This is a genomic window from Frankiales bacterium (genome assembly GCA_016125335.1).
In the GTDB taxonomy this organism is placed as follows: domain Bacteria; phylum Actinomycetota; class Actinomycetes; order S36-B12; family CAIYMF01; genus Longivirga.
On sequence record WGLY01000009.1, the window covers coordinates 79,370 to 96,096 of the forward strand.

The 16,727-nt window shown below is 71.6% G+C and carries 15 protein-coding genes; 2 read left to right on the forward strand and 13 right to left on the reverse strand.

The window, feature by feature from the left end:
- Positions 1-6: 6 nt before the first annotated feature.
- From nuoH to GC157_06050, 9 genes are all read right to left on the reverse strand, one after another.
- The gene (nuoH, locus tag GC157_06010; GenBank protein ID MBI1377020.1) at positions 7-1,347 is read right to left on the reverse strand and encodes an NADH-quinone oxidoreductase subunit NuoH; all 1,341 of its coding nucleotides are present in this window, start codon (positions 1,345-1,347) and stop codon (positions 7-9) included.
- Positions 1,344-3,827: an NADH-quinone oxidoreductase subunit G gene (locus tag GC157_06015; protein MBI1377021.1), complete on the reverse strand. Its 2,484-nt coding sequence runs from the start codon at positions 3,825-3,827 to the stop codon at positions 1,344-1,346. The genes nuoH and GC157_06015 overlap by 4 nt, the downstream gene beginning before the upstream one ends.
- Positions 3,824-5,128 carry an NADH-quinone oxidoreductase subunit NuoF gene (gene nuoF / locus GC157_06020; GenBank protein MBI1377022.1) on the reverse strand — a complete coding sequence of 435 codons (1,305 nt, stop codon included), beginning with the start codon at positions 5,126-5,128 and terminating at the stop codon, positions 3,824-3,826. The genes GC157_06015 and nuoF overlap by 4 nt, the downstream gene beginning before the upstream one ends.
- A 3-nt stretch (positions 5,129-5,131) precedes the next feature.
- A complete protein-coding gene (gene nuoE / locus GC157_06025) occupies positions 5,132-5,809 on the reverse strand; it encodes an NADH-quinone oxidoreductase subunit NuoE (protein MBI1377023.1) in 678 nt (225 codons plus the stop codon).
- Between the two features lie 37 nt (positions 5,810-5,846).
- The gene (locus GC157_06030; protein MBI1377024.1) at positions 5,847-7,223 is read right to left on the reverse strand and encodes an NADH-quinone oxidoreductase subunit D; all 1,377 of its coding nucleotides are present in this window, start codon (positions 7,221-7,223) and stop codon (positions 5,847-5,849) included.
- Positions 7,223-7,957 (reverse strand): NADH-quinone oxidoreductase subunit C, encoded by a 735-nt coding sequence (locus tag GC157_06035; GenBank protein MBI1377025.1) that lies wholly within the window; start codon positions 7,955-7,957, stop codon positions 7,223-7,225. Before GC157_06035 ends, GC157_06030 begins: the two co-directional genes overlap by 1 nt.
- Positions 7,954-8,508, reverse strand: coding sequence for an NADH-quinone oxidoreductase subunit B (locus GC157_06040; protein MBI1377026.1), 555 nt, complete (start codon positions 8,506-8,508; stop codon positions 7,954-7,956). Before GC157_06040 ends, GC157_06035 begins: the two co-directional genes overlap by 4 nt.
- Positions 8,509-8,599: 91 nt before the next feature.
- Positions 8,600-8,962 (reverse strand): NADH-quinone oxidoreductase subunit A, encoded by a 363-nt coding sequence (locus GC157_06045; GenBank protein ID MBI1377027.1) that lies wholly within the window; start codon positions 8,960-8,962, stop codon positions 8,600-8,602.
- Between the two features lie 83 nt (positions 8,963-9,045).
- On the reverse strand, positions 9,046-10,338 hold the full coding sequence (locus GC157_06050; protein MBI1377028.1) for a geranylgeranyl reductase family protein: 1,293 nt from the start codon (positions 10,336-10,338) through the stop codon (positions 9,046-9,048).
- A gap of 220 nt (positions 10,339-10,558) precedes the next feature.
- Here GC157_06050 and GC157_06055 point away from each other — a divergent pair, with 220 nt between their 5' ends.
- Positions 10,559-11,890 carry an isochorismate synthase gene (locus GC157_06055; GenBank protein ID MBI1377029.1) on the forward strand — a complete coding sequence of 444 codons (1,332 nt, stop codon included), beginning with the start codon at positions 10,559-10,561 and terminating at the stop codon, positions 11,888-11,890.
- Positions 11,891-12,534: 644 nt separating this feature from the next.
- Positions 12,535-12,879, forward strand: a complete 345-nt coding sequence (locus GC157_06060; protein MBI1377030.1) for a DUF2200 family protein — start codon at positions 12,535-12,537, stop codon at positions 12,877-12,879.
- A gap of 1,194 nt (positions 12,880-14,073) precedes the next feature.
- On the opposite strand, the gene GC157_06065 is transcribed toward GC157_06060, so the two are convergent.
- From GC157_06065 to GC157_06080, 4 genes are all read right to left on the reverse strand, one after another.
- Positions 14,074-14,352, reverse strand: coding sequence for a hypothetical protein (locus tag GC157_06065; GenBank protein ID MBI1377031.1), 279 nt, complete (start codon positions 14,350-14,352; stop codon positions 14,074-14,076).
- 90 nt (positions 14,353-14,442) lie between these two features.
- A complete protein-coding gene (locus GC157_06070; protein MBI1377032.1) occupies positions 14,443-14,868 on the reverse strand; it encodes a hypothetical protein in 426 nt (141 codons plus the stop codon).
- A 74-nt stretch (positions 14,869-14,942) separates the two neighbouring features.
- Positions 14,943-15,554, reverse strand: coding sequence for a hypothetical protein (locus GC157_06075; protein ID MBI1377033.1), 612 nt, complete (start codon positions 15,552-15,554; stop codon positions 14,943-14,945).
- Between the two features lie 62 nt (positions 15,555-15,616).
- The gene (locus GC157_06080) at positions 15,617-15,949 is read right to left on the reverse strand and encodes a hypothetical protein (protein ID MBI1377034.1); all 333 of its coding nucleotides are present in this window, start codon (positions 15,947-15,949) and stop codon (positions 15,617-15,619) included.
- Between the last annotated feature and the right edge of the window lie 778 nt (positions 15,950-16,727).

The following is a 16,727-nucleotide window of genomic DNA, read 5'->3' on the forward strand; positions in this document are numbered from 1 at the left end:
CGTCGGTCACGACTGCTCCTCGCTGTCGGGTACGGACTCCTCGCGCGCCTCGCCCACCTCGACGGCCGTGGCCGTCACCGTGGCCCGCGCCCGGCGGGTGAGCTGCACCTGCTGGCCGGGCAGCGGCGGGACGGGATAGCCGCCGGCGAAGGCGTCGAACGGCTCGGGCTCGGGTTCGGGCTCCGGGCCGCGTCTGAGGTCGAGCACGAAGGCGAACGCGGCCACCGCGAGCAGGATCAGCGCGACCCACAGCAGCGTGGTGCGCAGGTCGGCCGAGTACTCGTTCTGGAGCCCGCGGAACGTGGCGATGATGAGGATCCACACGATGGAGACGGGGATCAGCACCTTCCAGCCGAACCGCATGAACTGGTCGTAGCGCAGCCGCGGCAGCGTGCCGCGCAGCCACACGAAGACGAACATGAACGCGTAGAGCTTGAGCAGGAACCAGAGGATCGGCCACCAGCCCTCGTTGGCGCCGGGCCAGATCGTGGAGATGGGCGGCGGCATGTGCCAGCCGCCGAGGAACAGCGTGATCGCCACCGCCGAGACGTTGATCATGTTCACGTACTCGGCGAGGAAGAACGACGCCCAGCGCAGCCCGGAGTACTCCGTGTGGAACCCGGCGACCAGCTCGCCCTCGGCCTCGGGCAGGTCGAACGGCGCGCGGTTCGTCTCGCCGACCATGGAGATGGCGTAGATGACGAACGACGGCGCGAGGAGCACGGCGTACCACCAGCTCGCGCTCTGGGCCGCGACGATCTGCGACGTCGACATCGACCCGGCCCAGAGGAAGACCGCGACGAACGACAGCCCCATCGCGATCTCGTAGGAGATCATCTGGGCGCTCGAGCGCAGGCCGCCCAGCAGCGAGTAGGTCGAGCCGGACGACCAGCCCGCCAGCACGATGCCGTAGATGCCGATCGACGCGATGGCGAGCACGTAGAGGACCGACACCGAGAAGTCGGTGAGCTGGAGCGGGGTCTGGACGCCGAAGATGCTCACGACCGGGCCGAGCGGGATGACGGCGAACACCATCATCGCGGCGGCCGCCGCGATCATCGGGGCGGCGAGGTAGACGATCTTGTCCGCCGCCGCGGGCGTGATGCCCTCCTTGAGCGCCAGCTTGATGCCGTCGGCCAGCGGCTGGAGGAGGCCCAGCGGCCCGGCGCGGTTGGGGCCGAGCCGCTGCCCCATGCGGGCGACGACGCGCCGCTCGAACCAGGTGGTGAACAGCGTGAGCAGGATGAGCCCGAGGAAGAGCGCGAGCGCCTTGATGACGACGAGCCAGAACGGGTCCTGGCCGAACACCGACAGGTCGCCCTGGGCGACCGCGAGCGTCGAGGTCACGCCGCACCTCCGCTGATCCGCACGATGTCGCCGTGCCCCGCGGCGAGCGTGGCCCGCGGGGTCGAGCCGTCGGAGTTGGCCGGCAGCCAGACGACGCCGTCGGGCATCGCCGTGACCACCAGGGGCAGCCGGGTGAAGCCCGAGTCGGTCGACACGACCACCTCGCCGCCGTCGACGGCGCCGATCGCGGCGGCGGTGGCCGGCGAGAGCCGGGCCACGGCCGGGCGCGCCGTCGCCAGCAGGTAGGGATCGCCCTCCTGGAGCACGCCGCGGTCGAGCAGCTGGCGCCAGGTGGCGAGCACGGCCTCGCCCTCGCCGGGTGCGGCCGGTGCCGCGGCCGCGACGCTGGGGGCCTCGGCGCGCTCGCCGTCCCACGGCCCGAACGCCGCGAGCTCGGCGCGCAGCGAGGCGACGTCGCCAGGGCCGAACGAGGCGGCACCCGCCTCGTCGGCGAGCATGGCGAGCACCCGTGCGTCGGAGAGCGTGAGCGCGGCGCGCAGCACCTGGGCGAACGGCCGCGGCCGGCCCTCCCAGTCGACGAAGGTGCCGGACTTCTCGTCCACCGAGGCCACCGGGAGCACGACGTCGGCCCGCTCGGTGACCGCGGAGTGGCGCTGCTCGAGGCTGACGACGAACGGCGCGGCGTCGAGCGCCCCGAGGAACGCCTCGGGGTCCGCGAGGTCGGCTGCCTCGACGCCGGCGACGAGCAGCGCGCCGACCGAGCGCTCGACCGTGTCCGGGTCGTCGGCGGCGGCCACCGCGGCGGCCTCGGCGTGCAGCGCGGCGAGCACCGCGGGCAGGTCGCGCCCGGCCTCGGCCGGCAGCGAGTCCTCGGCCACCCCCCACACGGAGGCGGCGGCGGCGCGGGCGGCCGGTGCGGCCAGCGGGCGGCCGCCGGGCAGCAGCCCGGCCAGCGCGCCGGCGTCGAGCGCGCCGCGCTCGCCGGCCCGGCGCGGCACCCAGCCGAGCCGCGCACCGGTGGCGGCCGCGAGCCGCGCCGCGGCCGACAGCGCCCCGGCCGACACGGCCAGCCGCTCGCCCACGAGCAGGACGGCGCCCGGCTCGCGCAGCAGGCGGGCGGCCTCGCCGAGGTCGCCGTCGGCGGTGTCGTCGGCGAGCGCGTCCAGGGTGGCGGCCTCGGCGCCGGGGACGGTGGCCAGCAGCGTGCCGCGGGCCTTGGTCACGCCGGTGGAGGCGAACGACGCCACGGAGAACACGCGGACGTTGCGGGTGCGCGCGCCCTTGCGCAGCCGCAGGAAGACCATGGGCGACTCGTCCTCCGGGTCGAGCCCGGCCAGCACGACGGCAGGCGCCGACTCGAGGTCGGCGTAGGTGGGCCCGAGCGGACGGCCCGCGACCAGCGCGGCGAGGAACGCGGTCTCCTCGGCCGAGCCCGGCCGCGCGCGGAAGTCGACGTCGTCGGTGCCGAGCACCGCGCGCGCGAACTTGGCGTAGGCGTAGGAGTCCTCGAGGGTCAGCCGCCCGCCGGTGAGCACCGCGGTGCGCGGGCCCGCGGCGCGCAGGCCCGCGGCCGCGATCGAGATCGCCTCCGGCCAGGACGCCGCCACCATCGAGCCGTCGGTGTCGCGCACCAGCGGGTGCTCGAGACGGCCCTCGGTCTGGTGGACGAACGCGAACCGGCCCTTGTCGCAGTTCCACTCCTCGTTGACCGCCGGCTCGTCCCAGGCCAGCCGGCGCATGACGGCGGAGCGGCGCACGTCGGTGCGCAGGCCGCAGCCGGAGGCGCAGTGCTCGCACACCGTCGGGGTGGAGACGAGGTCGAACGGCCGGGCGCGGAACCGGTACTTGGCGCTGGTGAGCGCGCCCACCGGGCAGATCTGCACGGTGTTGCCGGAGAAGTAGGAGTCGAACGGGGTGTCGCTCGAGGTGCCGACCTGCTGCTGGGCGCCGCGCTCGAGCAGGTCGATGAACGGGTCGCCCGCGATCTGGTCGGCGAACCGCGTGCACCGCGCGCACGAGACGCAGCGCTCGCGGTCGAGCAGGATCTGCGCGGAGACGTTGATCGGCTTGGGGAACGTGCGCTTCACGGCGTCGAAGCGGGTCTCGGAGCGCCCGTTGGACATCGCCTGGTTCTGCAGCGGGCACTCGCCGCCCTTGTCGCAGATGGGGCAGTCGAGCGGGTGGTTGATGAGCAGGAACTCCATGACGCCCTGCTGGGCACGCTCGGCGACCTCGGAGGTCACCTGGGTGCGCACCTTCATGCCCTCGGCGGCGGTGACGGCGCAGGCCGGCTGCGGCTTGGGCTGGCCCTCGATCTCGACGAGGCACATCCGGCACGCGGCGACCGGGTCGAGCAGCGGGTGGTCGCAGAAGCGCGGGACGGCGACGCCGAGCTGCTCGGCGGCGCGGATCACGAGCGTGCCCTTGGGCACGGTGATCTCGATGCCGTCGACGCTGAGCGTCACGCCGTCCGACGGCGCGGTGGCAGGGGTCTGGGGACCTGACGTGGTGACGGTCATCGCGCAGCGGCTCCCGCGAAGACGGTGGCGGCGACCGGGTCGAACATCTCGGCCGCCGGCGTGTGGGTTCCGGCGAGGAACTCCTCGCGGAAGTACTTCAGGGCCGGCGCGTAGGGCGTCGCGGCGGCGTCGCCGAGGGCGCAGAAGGAGCGCCCGGCGATCTGCTTGCAGATGTCGTCGACCTTGTCGATGTCGGACTCGACGGCGGTGCCGCGCTCGAAGCGCTCGAGCAGCTGGTCGAGCCAGAACGTGCCCTCGCGGCACGGCGTGCACTTGCCGCACGACTCGTGCTTGTAGAAGTGGATCCACCGGCTGATCGCCCGGACCACGCTCGTGGTCTCGTCGAACACCATCGGCGTGCCGGTGCCCAGCATCGTGCCGAGCCCGGCCATGTCCTCGTAGGTGAGCGGGGTGTCGAGGTGCTCGGGCAGCAGCATCGGGACGCTGGACCCGCCGGGCACCCAGAACTTCAGCTCGTGGCCCGCGCGGACGCCGCCGGCGAACTCCAGCAGCTCGCGCATCGTGGTGCCCAGGGGGGCCTCGTAGATGCCGGGCCGCTCGACGTGCCCGGAGACCGCGAACAGCTTGAAGCCGGGCGACTTCTCCGTGCCGAACTGCTTGAACCAGTCCGCGCCGTTGCGCACGATCGTGGGGATGTTCGCGATCGTCTCGACGTTGTTGATGACGGTGGGCGAGGCGTAGAGACCGGCCACGGCGGGGAACGGCGGCTTGAGCCGGGGCTGGCCGCGTCGTCCCTCCAGCGAGTCGAGCAGCGCCGTCTCCTCGCCGCAGATGTAGGCGCCGGCGCCGGCGTGCACGACGATGTCGAGGTCGAAGCCGGAGCCGAGGATGTCGGTGCCGAGGAAACCGGCGGCGTAGGCCTCGCGCACGGCCGCCGCGACCCGGCGCACGGCGTGCGGCACCTCGCCGCGGATGTAGATGAACGCGTGGTTGGCCCGGATGGCGTAGGCCGCGTGGATGCAGCCCTCGACCAGCGCGTGCGGGTTGGCCAGCATGAGCGGGATGTCCTTGCAGGCGCCCGGCTCGGACTCGTCGGCGTTGACCACCAGGTAGTGCGGCTTGCCGTCGTTCTGCGGGACGAAGCCCCACTTCATGCCGGTGGGGAAGCCGGCGCCGCCGCGGCCGCGCAGGCCGGAGTCCTTCACCAGGGCGATGAGGTCGTCCGGGTGCGCCCCGAAGGACACCTCGACCATGTCGTAGCCGCCGTGGCGGCGGTAGCCCTCGAGCGTGTGGGAGTCGGCCTCGTCCCAGTGCGCCGTGAGGATCGGGGTGAGCGGCACGCGTCAGCCCTCCGTCTTCTCGGTGGCCAGCGGCGAGCGCGCGGGCGGCTCCGGGGCGGCCATGCCGTGCTCGCGCGCGTAGGTGAGCCCGGCCAGCATCGTGGCGTCCTTCGCCTCGGCGCCGGCGAGGCCGTCGTCGAACCCGGCGAGCACGCGCTCGATCTCCTCGAAGGTGCCGATGCGCGGGCCGCGGGTGGAGTGGACCTCCTCGCCGGCGCGCAGCCGCTCGACCACCTCGAGGGCGCGGCTGACGTCCATGTCGTCGAGGAACTCCCAGTTGGCCGTCATCACCGGCGCGTGCGTGCAGGCGGCCTGGCACTCGATGCGCTCCAGGGAGATGGCGCCGTCGGCCGTGACCTCGTCGTGGCCGACGCCGAGCCGCTCCGTGAGCGCCGACCAGATAGCGTCGCCGCCCAGCACGGCGCACAGCGTGTTGGTGCACACGCCGACGTGGTAGCGCCCGACGCGGTGCCGCTTGTACATCGTGTAGAAGGTCGCGACGGCGGCGACCTCGGCGTTGGTGAGGCCGAGGACGTCGGCGCACAGCGCGATGCCCTCGGGCGTCACGGTCCCCTCGGCCGACTGGACGAGGTGCAGCATCGGGAGCAGCGCCGAGCGGCCCTGCGGGTAGCGCCCCGCGAGCTCCGCCGCCTCGGTGCGGGTCTGCTCGGTCAGTGCCATGTCGTCTCTCTCGGTGTCGTGAGGATCCCGGCGTCGGTCATCGGTCGACCCCGCCCATCACCGGGTCGATCGAGGCGACGGCGCCGATGACGTCGGCGACCTGGCCGCCCTCGCACATCGCCGCGGTGGCCTGGAGGTTGTTGAACGACGGGTCGCGGAAGTGGACCCGGTAGGGGCGGTTGCCGCCGTCGCTCACCACGTGGACTCCGAGCTCGCCGCGCGGGGCCTCGATCGCGGCGTACACCTGGCCGGCCGGCACGCGGAAGCCCTCGGTGACGAGCTTGAAGTGGTGGATCAGCGCCTCCATCGACTCGCCCATGATGTGGCGGATGTGGTCGAGGGAGTTGCCCTGGCCGTCGCCGCCGATCGACAGCTGCGCGGGCCAGGCGATCTTGCGGTCGGCCACCATCACCGGGCCGGGCTCGAGCCGGTCGAGCGCCTGGTCGATGATGCGGATCGACTGGTTGATCTCCTCGAGGCGCACGAGGAAGCGGCCGTACACGTCGCAGGTGTCGGCCGTGGGCACGTCGAAGTCGAACTGGTCGTAGCCGAAGTACGGCTCGGTCTTGCGCACGTCGAGCGGCAGGCCCGTGGCACGCAGCACGGGGCCGGTGATGCCCAGCGCCATGCAGCCGGCGAGGTCGAGGTAGCCGATGCCGGAGGTGCGGTCCTTCCAGATGCCGTTGTCCTCGAGCATCCGCGGAACGCCGGTGAGCTGGCCGGGCAGCTGGCGCAGCACGGCGCGGATCTTCTCGACGCCGCCCTCGGGCATGTCCTGCGCGACCCCGCCCGGCCGGATGTAGGCGTGGTTCATCCGCAGGCCGGTGATCATCTCGAGCATGTCGAGGACCAGTTCGCGGTCGCGGAACCCGTTGGTCATCGCCGTGAGCGCGCCCATCTCGAAGCCGCCGGTCGCCAGCGCGACGAGGTGCGAGGAGATGCGGTTGAGCTCGAGGGTGATGATGCGCATCAGCTGCGCGCGCGGCGGGACGTCGTCGACGATGCCGAGCAGCTTCTCGACCGCGAGGCAGTAGCCCGCCTCGTTGGCGATCGGCGCCAGGTAGTCCATGCGCGTGACGAACGGGACGGCCTGGGTCCAGGTGCGGTACTCGAGGTTCTTCTCGATGCCGGTGTGCAGGTAGCCGATGGCGCAGCGGGCCTCGGTGACGACCTCGCCCTCGAGCTCGAGGATCAGGCGGAGCACGCCGTGGGTGGACGGGTGCTGGGGACCCATGTTGACGACGACGCGCTCCTTCGTGCCGCCCTCGGGGGCCAGCACGGTGTCCCAGTCGCCGCCGGTGACGGTGTAGACGCGGGCGCCCTCGGTGGTGTCGTAGGCGCCGGCGTAGACGTCGGAGAGCGGCGGCTCGCCGACGACGTCGTCGTAGGACTCCTCGTAGGTGACGTCGTCCATCAGGTGTACGACCTCCGCTGGTCGGGCGGCGGGATGGTGGCGCCCTTGTACTCCACCGGGATCCCGCCGAGCGGGTAGTCCTTGCGCTGCGGGTGCCCCATCCAGTCGTCCGGCATGAGGATGCGGGTGAGGCCGGGGTGGTCGTCGAAGACGATCCCGAACATGTCGAAGGCCTCGCGCTCGTGCCAGTCGTCCGAGGGGTAGACCGACACGATGCTGGGCACGTGCGGGTGCGCGTCGGACGCCGTGACCTCCACGCGCACACGCCGGTTGTGCGTGACGGACAGGAAGTGCCACACCGCGTGCAGCTCGCGACCGGTCTGGTTCGGGTAGTGGACGCCGGAGACGCCCATGCACATCTCGAAGCGCAGCCCCGGCTCGTCGCGCAGGCGGCGGCAGAACGTCAGGAGGTGCTCGGGGCGCACGTAGAACGTGAGCTCGCCGCGGTCGGCCACGACCGCCTCGACCGCCTGGTCGAGGGACAGGCCGTCGTCGGCGAGCGCGAGGTCGAGCTCGTCGGCGACCTCGTCGAACCAGCCGCCGTAGGGCCGTGCGCTCGGCGGCGGCATCTCCACCACGCGGACGAGGTGGCCGTAGCCCGACGTGTCGCCGCTGCCGGAGCCGCCGAACATCCCGCTGCGGACGTCGACCACCGGGAGGGTGGGGGCGCCGGCCGGGACGACCTCGGAGGCGCCCGAGACCGCCGCGCCGGGGACGCCGGTCGCGTCGCTCACCGCAGCAGCCCCTTCATGGCCGAGGTGGGCACCGCCTGGAGCGCGAACTCCTCGCGCTCGGTGATCTCCTGCTCGCGGTGGACGCCCATCTTCAGCGCCTTGGCCTGCTCGTGGATCTTGAGGATGGCGTCCATGAGCATCTCCGGCCGCGGCGGGCAGCCGGGCAGGTACATGTCGACCGGGACGATGTGGTCCGCGCCCTGCACGATCGCGTAGTTGTTGAACATGCCGCCGGACGAGGCGCACACGCCCATCGCGAGGACCCACTTGGGGTTGGGCATCTGGTCGTAGATCTGGCGCATCACCGGCGCCATCTTCTGGCTGACCCGGCCGGCCACGATCATGAGGTCGGCCTGCCGCGGCGAGCCGCGGAAGACCTCCATGCCGAACCGGGCGAGGTCGTAGCGACCCGCGCCCGTGGCCATCATCTCGATCGAGCAGCAGGCCAGGCCGAACGTCGCGGGCCACATGGACGCGGCGCGTCCCAGGCCCGCCATCTTCTCGACCGTGGTCAGCAGGATGCCGCCGGGCAGGCTCTCCTCGAGTCCCATGCCAGTCCCTCCCGTCCTGGTCGTCGTGGTGTCCGAAGGTCGTGCTGGTCGTGCGGGTGGTGCGGGCCGTGCGCGTGCCGGGGGTCCGTCGTCAGTCCCACTCGAGCCCGCCCCGCCGCCAGACGTACCCGTACACGACGAGCACGGTGACGATGAACAGCGCCATCTCGATCAGACCGAACAGGCGCAGCTGGTCGAAGGCGACCGCGAAGGGGTAGAGGAAGACGATCTCGATGTCGAAGACGATGAACAGCATCGCCGTCAGGTAGTAGCGGATCGGGAACCGGCCGCCGCCCACCGGCTGCGGGGTGGGGTCGATCCCGCACTCGTAGGCCTCCAGGCGGGTGCGGTTGTAGCGCCGCGGGCCGATCAGGGTGGGGGCGACGACGGCGAAGACGCCGAAGGCGGCGCCGAGGATGCCCAGGACCAGGATCGGGAGATAGACCTCGCCCACTGCCGTTCCTTCCTTCGGACTGCCGTCCCTCGGTCAAACATCGTCGATCCTAGTGCCGCCTCTCGGGCGCGCGTGACCCCGTGTCAGGCTGCCGGCGCCACCCGGGCCAGCGCGTTGACGATGCGGTCCACGGCGTCGCCGCCGCGGGGGTCGCGCAGGTTCGACAGCATCGTCATCGTGAACTTCATCAGCAGCGGCCGCGAGAGGCCCTTCTGCGTGCACAGCCGCATGATCTCGGGGTTGCCGATGAGCTTCACGAACACCCGGCCGAGCGTGTAGTAGCCGCCGTACTCGGCCTTGAGCAGGCGGGGGTAGTCGGCCAGGGCCTTCTCGCGGGAGTACGGCGTGGGCCGCTGGAGCGCCTGGGCCATCACCTCGGCGGCCAGGCTGCCCGACTCCATGGCGTAGGCGATCCCCTCGCCGTTGAACGGGTTGACCATGCCGCCCGAGTCGCCCACCAGCAGCAGGCCGTCGGCGTAGTGGGGCTTGCGGTTGAAGGCCATGGGCAGCGCCGCGCCGCGCATGGGCTCGAGCCGGGTCTCCTCGGAGAAGCCGTAAGCGGGGTCGGCGCGCTCGATCCAGCGGGTCATGAGCGCCTTGTAGTCGACCTTGCCGAAGGCGGGGCTCGAGTCGAGGATGCCCAGGCCCACGTTGACGGTGCCGTCGCCGAGGCCGAAGACCCAGCCGTAGCCGGGCAGCAGCTTCTCGCCGTCCCACAGCTCGAGGTGGCTCTCGAGCCACTCGTCGTCGCTGAAAGCGGGCGACCGGTAGTAGGTGCGCACGGCCACGCCCATCGGACGGTTGTCCAGGCGCTCGCGGCCCGCCGCCACCGACAGCCGGCTGGAGTTGCCGTCCGCGGCCACCACGAGCGGGGCGCGGTAGGTGACCTCGTCGTGGCGGGTGCCGTCGGCGTCGGTGGTGCGGGCGGTGACGCCGACGGTGCGCCCGGTGCGGTCGTCGCGCACGGGGGCGGTGACCGAGGTGCGCTCGAGCACGCGGGCGCCGGCCTTCTGCGCCTGGCGGGCGAGGATCTCGTCGAAGTCCTTGCGGGTGCGGGTGAGCCCGTAGCCGGGGAAGGTCGACAGGTCCGGCCAGGGCATCTCGAGGCGGTGGCCGCCCCCGATGATGCGCAGGCCGACGTTGTGGGCCCAGCCGTTGTCGCGGCCGGTGTCGATGCCCATCTCGACCAGCTGCTTCACCGCGCGGGGGGTGAGGCCGTCGCCGCACACCTTCTCGCGCGGGAACGCGGTCTTCTCCAGGACGAGGACGTCGACCCCGCGCTGGGCGAGGTGGTAGGCGGTGGTGGAGCCGGCCGGGCCGGCGCCGACGACGATGACGTCGGCGTCCTGGGCGGGCGGCGCTGACGGAGTGCTCACGGGTGGAGGATCCTCGGGCTCGGGAGGTATCGCGCGTTCGCTTGTGAATCACTTCACGAGGGCAGGCTCACCCTACCCCCCGCTGCCGGGTGCCGGCAGCCGGCCGGCCCGGGCGGCGGTGCGCCGGCGGGGGCCGCACCCCCGGGCCCGTGCCGGAGACGTTCGCCACGTCCGGGCCTCCCGGGCTGCCGCGCGCCGCAGGGACGCCTAGCCTGAGCGCGTGTCCACCGCACCCGTCGCCGTGCCGGGACCGCCGGCCACCGTGCGGACCGTGGTGCTGCCCCCCGCCCTCGCCGACCGGCCCCTGCTCTCCCTCGTGCCCCGCGGCGTCCCGGCCACCACCTGGGTCACCTCCTCGGAGGACGGGCCGGCACCCGCGGGCGACCCGGCCGCGGAGACCGGCATGGTGGGCTGGGGAGAGGCGGCGCGCGCCGAGTTCGACGGGGCCGAGCGCTTCTCCCGGGCCCAGCGCTGGTGGGCCGGCTGGCTGGCCGACGCCGACGTGGACGACCCGCTCTCGCTGCCCGGCACCGGCCCCGTGGCCTTCATGTCCTTCGCCTTCGACGCCGTCCCCGGCCGCTCGGTGGCCGTCGTCCCGCGCGTGGTCGTGGGCCGGCGCGACGGGGCGAGCTGGCTGACCGTGGTGGCGGCCTCCCCCCGCGAGGCACGGCTGGCCGTGGACGAGACCCTCGCCGCGCTGCACCACCCCGTGGCGGTGCCCGAGGCGCCGGAGGGCATCGCGTACGCCGAGGGCTCCCTCACCGTGCCCGAGTGGCAGTCGGCCGTCGCCGAGGCGGTGCGCCGGATCGACGCCGGCGAGCTCGACAAGGTGGTGCTGGCCCGCGACGTCGTGGTGACCGCCGACGGGCCGATCGACCCGCGCTTCCTGCTCACCCGGCTCGCCGGCCGCTACCCGTCGTGCTGGACCTTCAGCGTGGACGGCCTGCTCGGCTCCACGCCGGAGATGCTCGTGCAGCGCATCGGCAGCTCGGTCACCTCGCGGGTGCTGGCGGGCACCATGCGGCGCAGCCGCGACGCCGACCGCGACGACTCCCTGGCCTCCGCGCTGCTCGGCTCGGCCAAGGACCACGCCGAGCACGAGTACGCCGTCCGCTCCGTGGCCCTGGCCCTCGCGGCCCACTGCACCGACCTCGACGTGCCGGGCACGCCCAGCCTGCTGCGGCTGGCCAACGTGCAGCACCTGGCCACGGACGTGCGCGGCGTGCTCGCCGACGGCTCGCCGGTGCTCGCCCTGGCCGCCTCGCTGCACCCCACCGCGGCCGTCTGCGGCACCCCCACCGAGCGCGCCTCCGCCGTCATCCGCGAGCTGGAGGGCATGGACCGCGGCCGCTACGCCGGCCCGGTCGGCTGGGTCGACGCGCGCGGCGACGGCGAGTTCGGCATCGCCCTGCGCTGCGGCGCGGTCGAGGCCGAGGACCGGCTGCGCCTGTTCGCCGGCTGCGGCCTGGTGACCGGCTCGGACCCCGACGTCGAGCTGGCCGAGAGCCAGGCCAAGCTCGTCGCGATGCGCGACGCCCTCGAGCCCGCCTGAGCGGACGCGCCACTCGCACGAGGCCGCTCGATCCGCGTTGGCCGCGCCCAGCGGCTGCCGCGAGCCGATGGCAGCTCAGCGGTCCCGCGTCGGCTAGCAGCCCAGATCGCGGTCGGTCATCTTCTCGTAGTCCGACGTCGACATCTGCCCGCGATCCCACACCAATGTGCCTGGCGCGAGCTCGGACGCCGCGAACTCCAAGCCCCCGGCGTCGCGCACGTCCGTCATGAGGGTGAGTTCGTAATGACCGTCCCCAAGCACAGACATCGGGACCACTGTTGCCAACCCGGGGATGGGCGCCCCGCTGACGAATACGCCCGCCGCTGATCCCGGGGCGCCTCGCACCTCCCACACAGTGGTGTCGCCAGGAACGCGGTTCAGTCGGATCTCCTGAACCAGCTCCCCACAGTTCCGGTACGAGACGACCAGGTGGTGGGCGCTGTCGACCGTCACCGAGATGCGCGTGGCGGGCTCGCCCGGCCCGCAGCCGGCGACGGACCACGCGATAGCGGCAGCGACGGCTGCCCCCACAAGTCGGGCGCCGCCTCCCCCAGACACGCGATGAGCATGCCCCTCCAGGGGGCGCTGGGCGAGCAAGATCGGCGTATCGACGCGTCGGCCGCCTTCCCCATTAGCCTTGGCGGGTGCAGCACCGCATCTTCGAGACGAGCGTGGCTTCGGTCTATCCGCACTACGTGGCCAAGGTCGAGAAGAAGGGACGCACGCGCGACGAGCTCGACACCGTGATCGAGTGGCTGACCGGTTTCGACGACGACGCCCTGCGGCAGCGGCTCGAGGACGGCAGCACCTTCCAGCAGTTCTTCGCCGACGCGCACCTGAACCCGAACGCTGCGCTCATCACGGGCAGCGTGTGCGGGGTGAAGGTGCAGGACGTCGAGGACCCGCTGATGCGCAGGATCCGCTACCTCGACAAGCTGGTGGACGAACTGGCCAAGGGCCGACCCCTGGACAAGATCCTGCGCGTCTGAGGTCGAGTCTCGGCGGTCCGTCGCGACGGGGCGGAGCCCGCCGCTCGACGTGCCGCGCCTCCCCCCGACCGGGAGCGGTCGGCGCCTCACCGCGTGCTCACGCAGGACGCATAGACGAGTTGGGCCTTGCTCGACATATGCCGGGTCGCTGATCGAGGGGCGAGCGATCGGCGCCATTGGGCCATCGCGATGCTGTCGCTGCCGGGGTGTCTGCAGGAGGATGTTCGCGTGGTTGCTACGCATGCCAGCGAGCACGCGGTTCCTTCGTCGCCTCCTGGTTGGCGACTGCGGGTGGCGCTGGCCGGCGTTGCGGCCGTCCCCCTTGTGCTGCTCGCAGGTTTGGGCGCGCTGAGTCTCTTGATCGCGGCTAGCCCTTCCGACCCCTGCGCCGTGGGCCAGCCCTGCGGAGGCGAGCAGAGTTCCTTCCTCGCCGTGGGTGGGCTCTGCCTGATCGGGGCAGCCGCAGGGTTGGCCGCGCTGATGTGGTCCCTGCGAAGCTGGCGCGCTCGCAGGCGGTTCCTCGCACCGCCGGGCTGGCCCCCATCACCGGAAGGCTGGCGACCGCCCCGTGGTTGGCGCCCGGATCCCGCCTGGCCAGCCGCTCCGCCCGGATGGCGGTTCTGGAGCTAGCCGGCAGGCGGTGTCCTGTCGGGGCGTCGGCGCGGTCTTCAGGGCGAGACCTCCACGGAGATGGACTGCCGTCCTATGCCGCAGGGCTCGGTGACCGCCGGCGCATCCGGGTCCATCGGACGCGCACCCTCTCGCAAGCGAAGAGGATCTGCGGCCCGTCGCCGCCACGTCCGACGAGTTCACATAGGAACCCCCTGTGCACGTCTTCGGCGTGTGCCAACAGTTCCGCCTTGGCGGCCATCGGGGGCAGGAACCTCGCGTTGCGCAGAGGCCAGCGACGCTGGTCGTCCAGGACCAGCGGCCAGTCCTGAGTAGTCACCACCTGGTCCAGCCGGACCACATGGACTCGGACGACGGCGCCCGAGGCAAGGTCGTGGCCGCCGAGCAACCGCGGCCCATGGAAGGCGAACAAGGACGTGACTGGCATCGTTGAGAGCGACCAGTCATCGAAACGCGCGTTCAACCTCATCAACTTCCGGAGCCCGAAGGCTGGCTCCACGCTGGCGACCACACACACCTCCCGAACGACGCACCAGAGCATCGCCGAGCTCCGGCGGAACAATCTCACTCGGTCCGACCCTTGGATAGGCGGTTCTGCGCGATAACCATCAGCGTCACCGCCAGAACACCAACAAGCAGCGCCCAGCCCATCCTTGAGAAGGCTGCGTCCGTGCATGCGGTGTCCTTCGGGGTGATGCCGTCCGGCCCTGGATCGCTTGGGATGCCGATGAAGAACGGCGGAACGCCGTTGCAGGAGACGGGCTTGACACCTACGTACGCATCCATCGGGACGACCGCAAGGGCGACGGCGGTCACCAAGAAGATGAAGCCGACGATGCGCACAGCGACGTACCGTCCCCGTTTCACCCGGGCGACACTGGCGGATGCGTCGCTGGCCGGCCGAGTCATACCGGCACAACCCGGCCCACGCTCTCAGCCGTCGACGGCATGGATGGTCGTGGCGGTCCCGTTCCAGAACGCCAACAGCCCGCGCCACCAGCGGAGCGACTCCGGTCCGAGGTACGGCACGAAGTCGGCTTCATCTACCTCCGGCTCGTGGCTAGTTGCGGCCTGCAAGCCTTCGAGGTAGCCGATAGTGGCCAGCTCGCGCACGTAGTCGTCCCCCTCTACGTGAAGCCGCTCAATGACGTTGAACACTGCGGGAAATGTCGCGGTCTGACCCGCAGCCTGCAACGCGACTAGGTGGCGCGTGACGTCTGCGGCGTCCAGGTAGACCAGTCTTTCGCCGGTGTCCTCATCCACGTTGATGTCGTGGGAGTCGTCCCAGATGGGTCGGTAGGTCGGACAAGCGGCAAGCATCAGTGCCGACACCTGGGATCTGTCGATCACTCCGCTCACGGGTCCGCATCATGCCTTGGGGGCGCCCCCTGATATCGGATGCGTCGCGGGCCGGGCGAGTCAAAGCGGCACATCTAGCTCGCCACAGTAGAACTCATCTGCCGTCCCCGGCTCGACCGGAAGTTCCGGATCAGGACGCCAACGCCGGCACCGATGCCGCTGAGGGCCGCAACAACGCCGAAGGTCGGGAGCGCGATGAGCATCAGCCCTGCGGCTGCAGCGTCATCCTGGATGTCTGGTTGGCCTTCGGGCACTGGGACAGCAAGCATCGCCGCGACGTACCACGCCAGGACGGCGCCCGTGACCCCAAGGACAAGCAGTACGACCACGAACCAGCGCCGGCGGGCCGCCAGCCAGCCAGACGTAGCAAGCAAGCCGGCGACCAGGCAGAGCAACAGACCGACGCCGGAGATGAGCATCGGTGCGGGCATCGGTGCGTTCGCGACGTCGTCCGGCGTCGCGGCCCAGATGGCCCACGCCACGGCGACTGCCCAGCCGACCGCCCATGCGGCAACGACAACCCATTCCCGACGGCTAAGCCGGCGCCTTTCGGCGGAGGTTCCCGCGCGACGCCAGTGGCTGCCGTCGAACCACCATTGACCATCCGGCGTCCAAGCGGGTACCCATTGCGTGCCGTCCCACCACCACTGTCCGTCAGCCGAGTGCTGGACAGATGCGAGGCTCATGCACTCAGGATGCCGGTTCGTGCGTCCCCAGGACGAGCCCGAAGGGCACTTCGGCGTGCCGGTCAGCCGTGGCCGCCGCCCGGCATCTTCATCGGGGACATCACGACGATGTCGCCGGGAACCCGAAGGGTCTTGTCCGGCGGGTTGGGATGACTCGAACGCCACCACACGTAGACGCCGATCAGCACACCGATCACGATCAGAAGGCCGCCGACATCCCGAGCCACGCCCATCCAACCTGGGTCAACGAGGGCGTTGTTGGGCAGGCGTACTGCCCCTACCGATGCCCCAACTCCGGGCGGCTGGACGTGGTACTGCCACGTTCCGGTGACGCCGTCAGCAGTACGAACGGTCACGGTGGAGACGCCGGTCGCCGAGTTGGTCTCGGAGGACACAACGCGAGCCTCGACGCTGGGCCTCGCGGCAAGGGCAACGAGTGCCACCCCAAGAAGAATGGCACCGCCTGCAGCCACGAGCGCGACCAGTTGCTTCGCGCTCCTTCGCCCCCGATCCATGCGAGTCAGAATGCCGGGTCGCTCACGAAGAAGCGAGCGCGATCGGCACCTCGGGGCGTTCTCACCAGTACCTGGGACCGCGCGCTAGCGTGCAGCCATGCTGAGCGCTGCGCTGGTCTGGTACCTCGTCGTTATCGCCGTGACTGCTGTGCTGGTGTTCGCGTTCTATCGCTTCGCACGCGGCGCCTACCGACGACCGCACCCGCGCAAGACCTCCGCCTGACGGCGCCTATGCGCGTGCGGTCGACTCCGGTGCGGCAGATGCAGTCTCGGGGCGGTGAGCGATCCGGTGTCGCACGAACAACGCCGAGCCGCCGACGACCGCGACGAGTAGCAGTAGCACGAGAATGATGAACCAGGTGTCGACGCCGTTCGGCACTGTTCCCGCCGCGCAGTCAGGTGCCCCAGGTGCGCAACCAGCTAGAACAACCCCCAAGTAGTCCATGACGGCAGACTACTGGGGGCAGGATCGAGCACGAGCGTGACTGCCGCTTCGATCTCGCAGACGCGAACGAGAACGGCACTTACGCGTGCCCCGGAGCGGCACGCTATCGGCACTTACGCGTGCCCCGGAGCGGCACGCTATCGGCACTTACGCGTGCCCCGGAGCGGCACGCTATCGGCACTTACGCGTGCCCCGGAGCGGCACGCTATCGGC

What these genes read in the sequence shown, in the direction of transcription:
- GC157_06015 (MBI1377021.1), bottom strand. Translation starts at nt 3,827, where the DNA reads ATGACCGTCACCACGTCAGGTCCCCAGACCCCTGCCACCGCGCCGTCG.
- nuoE (MBI1377023.1), bottom strand. Translation starts at nt 5,809, where the DNA reads ATGGCACTGACCGAGCAGACCCGCACCGAGGCGGCGGAGCTCGCGGGG.
- GC157_06030 (MBI1377024.1), bottom strand. Translation starts at nt 7,223, where the DNA reads ATGGACGACGTCACCTACGAGGAGTCCTACGACGACGTCGTCGGCGAG.
- GC157_06040 (MBI1377026.1), bottom strand. Translation starts at nt 8,508, where the DNA reads ATGGGACTCGAGGAGAGCCTGCCCGGCGGCATCCTGCTGACCACGGTC.
- GC157_06075 (MBI1377033.1), bottom strand. Translation starts at nt 15,554, where the DNA reads ATGAGCCTCGCATCTGTCCAGCACTCGGCTGACGGACAGTGGTGGTGG.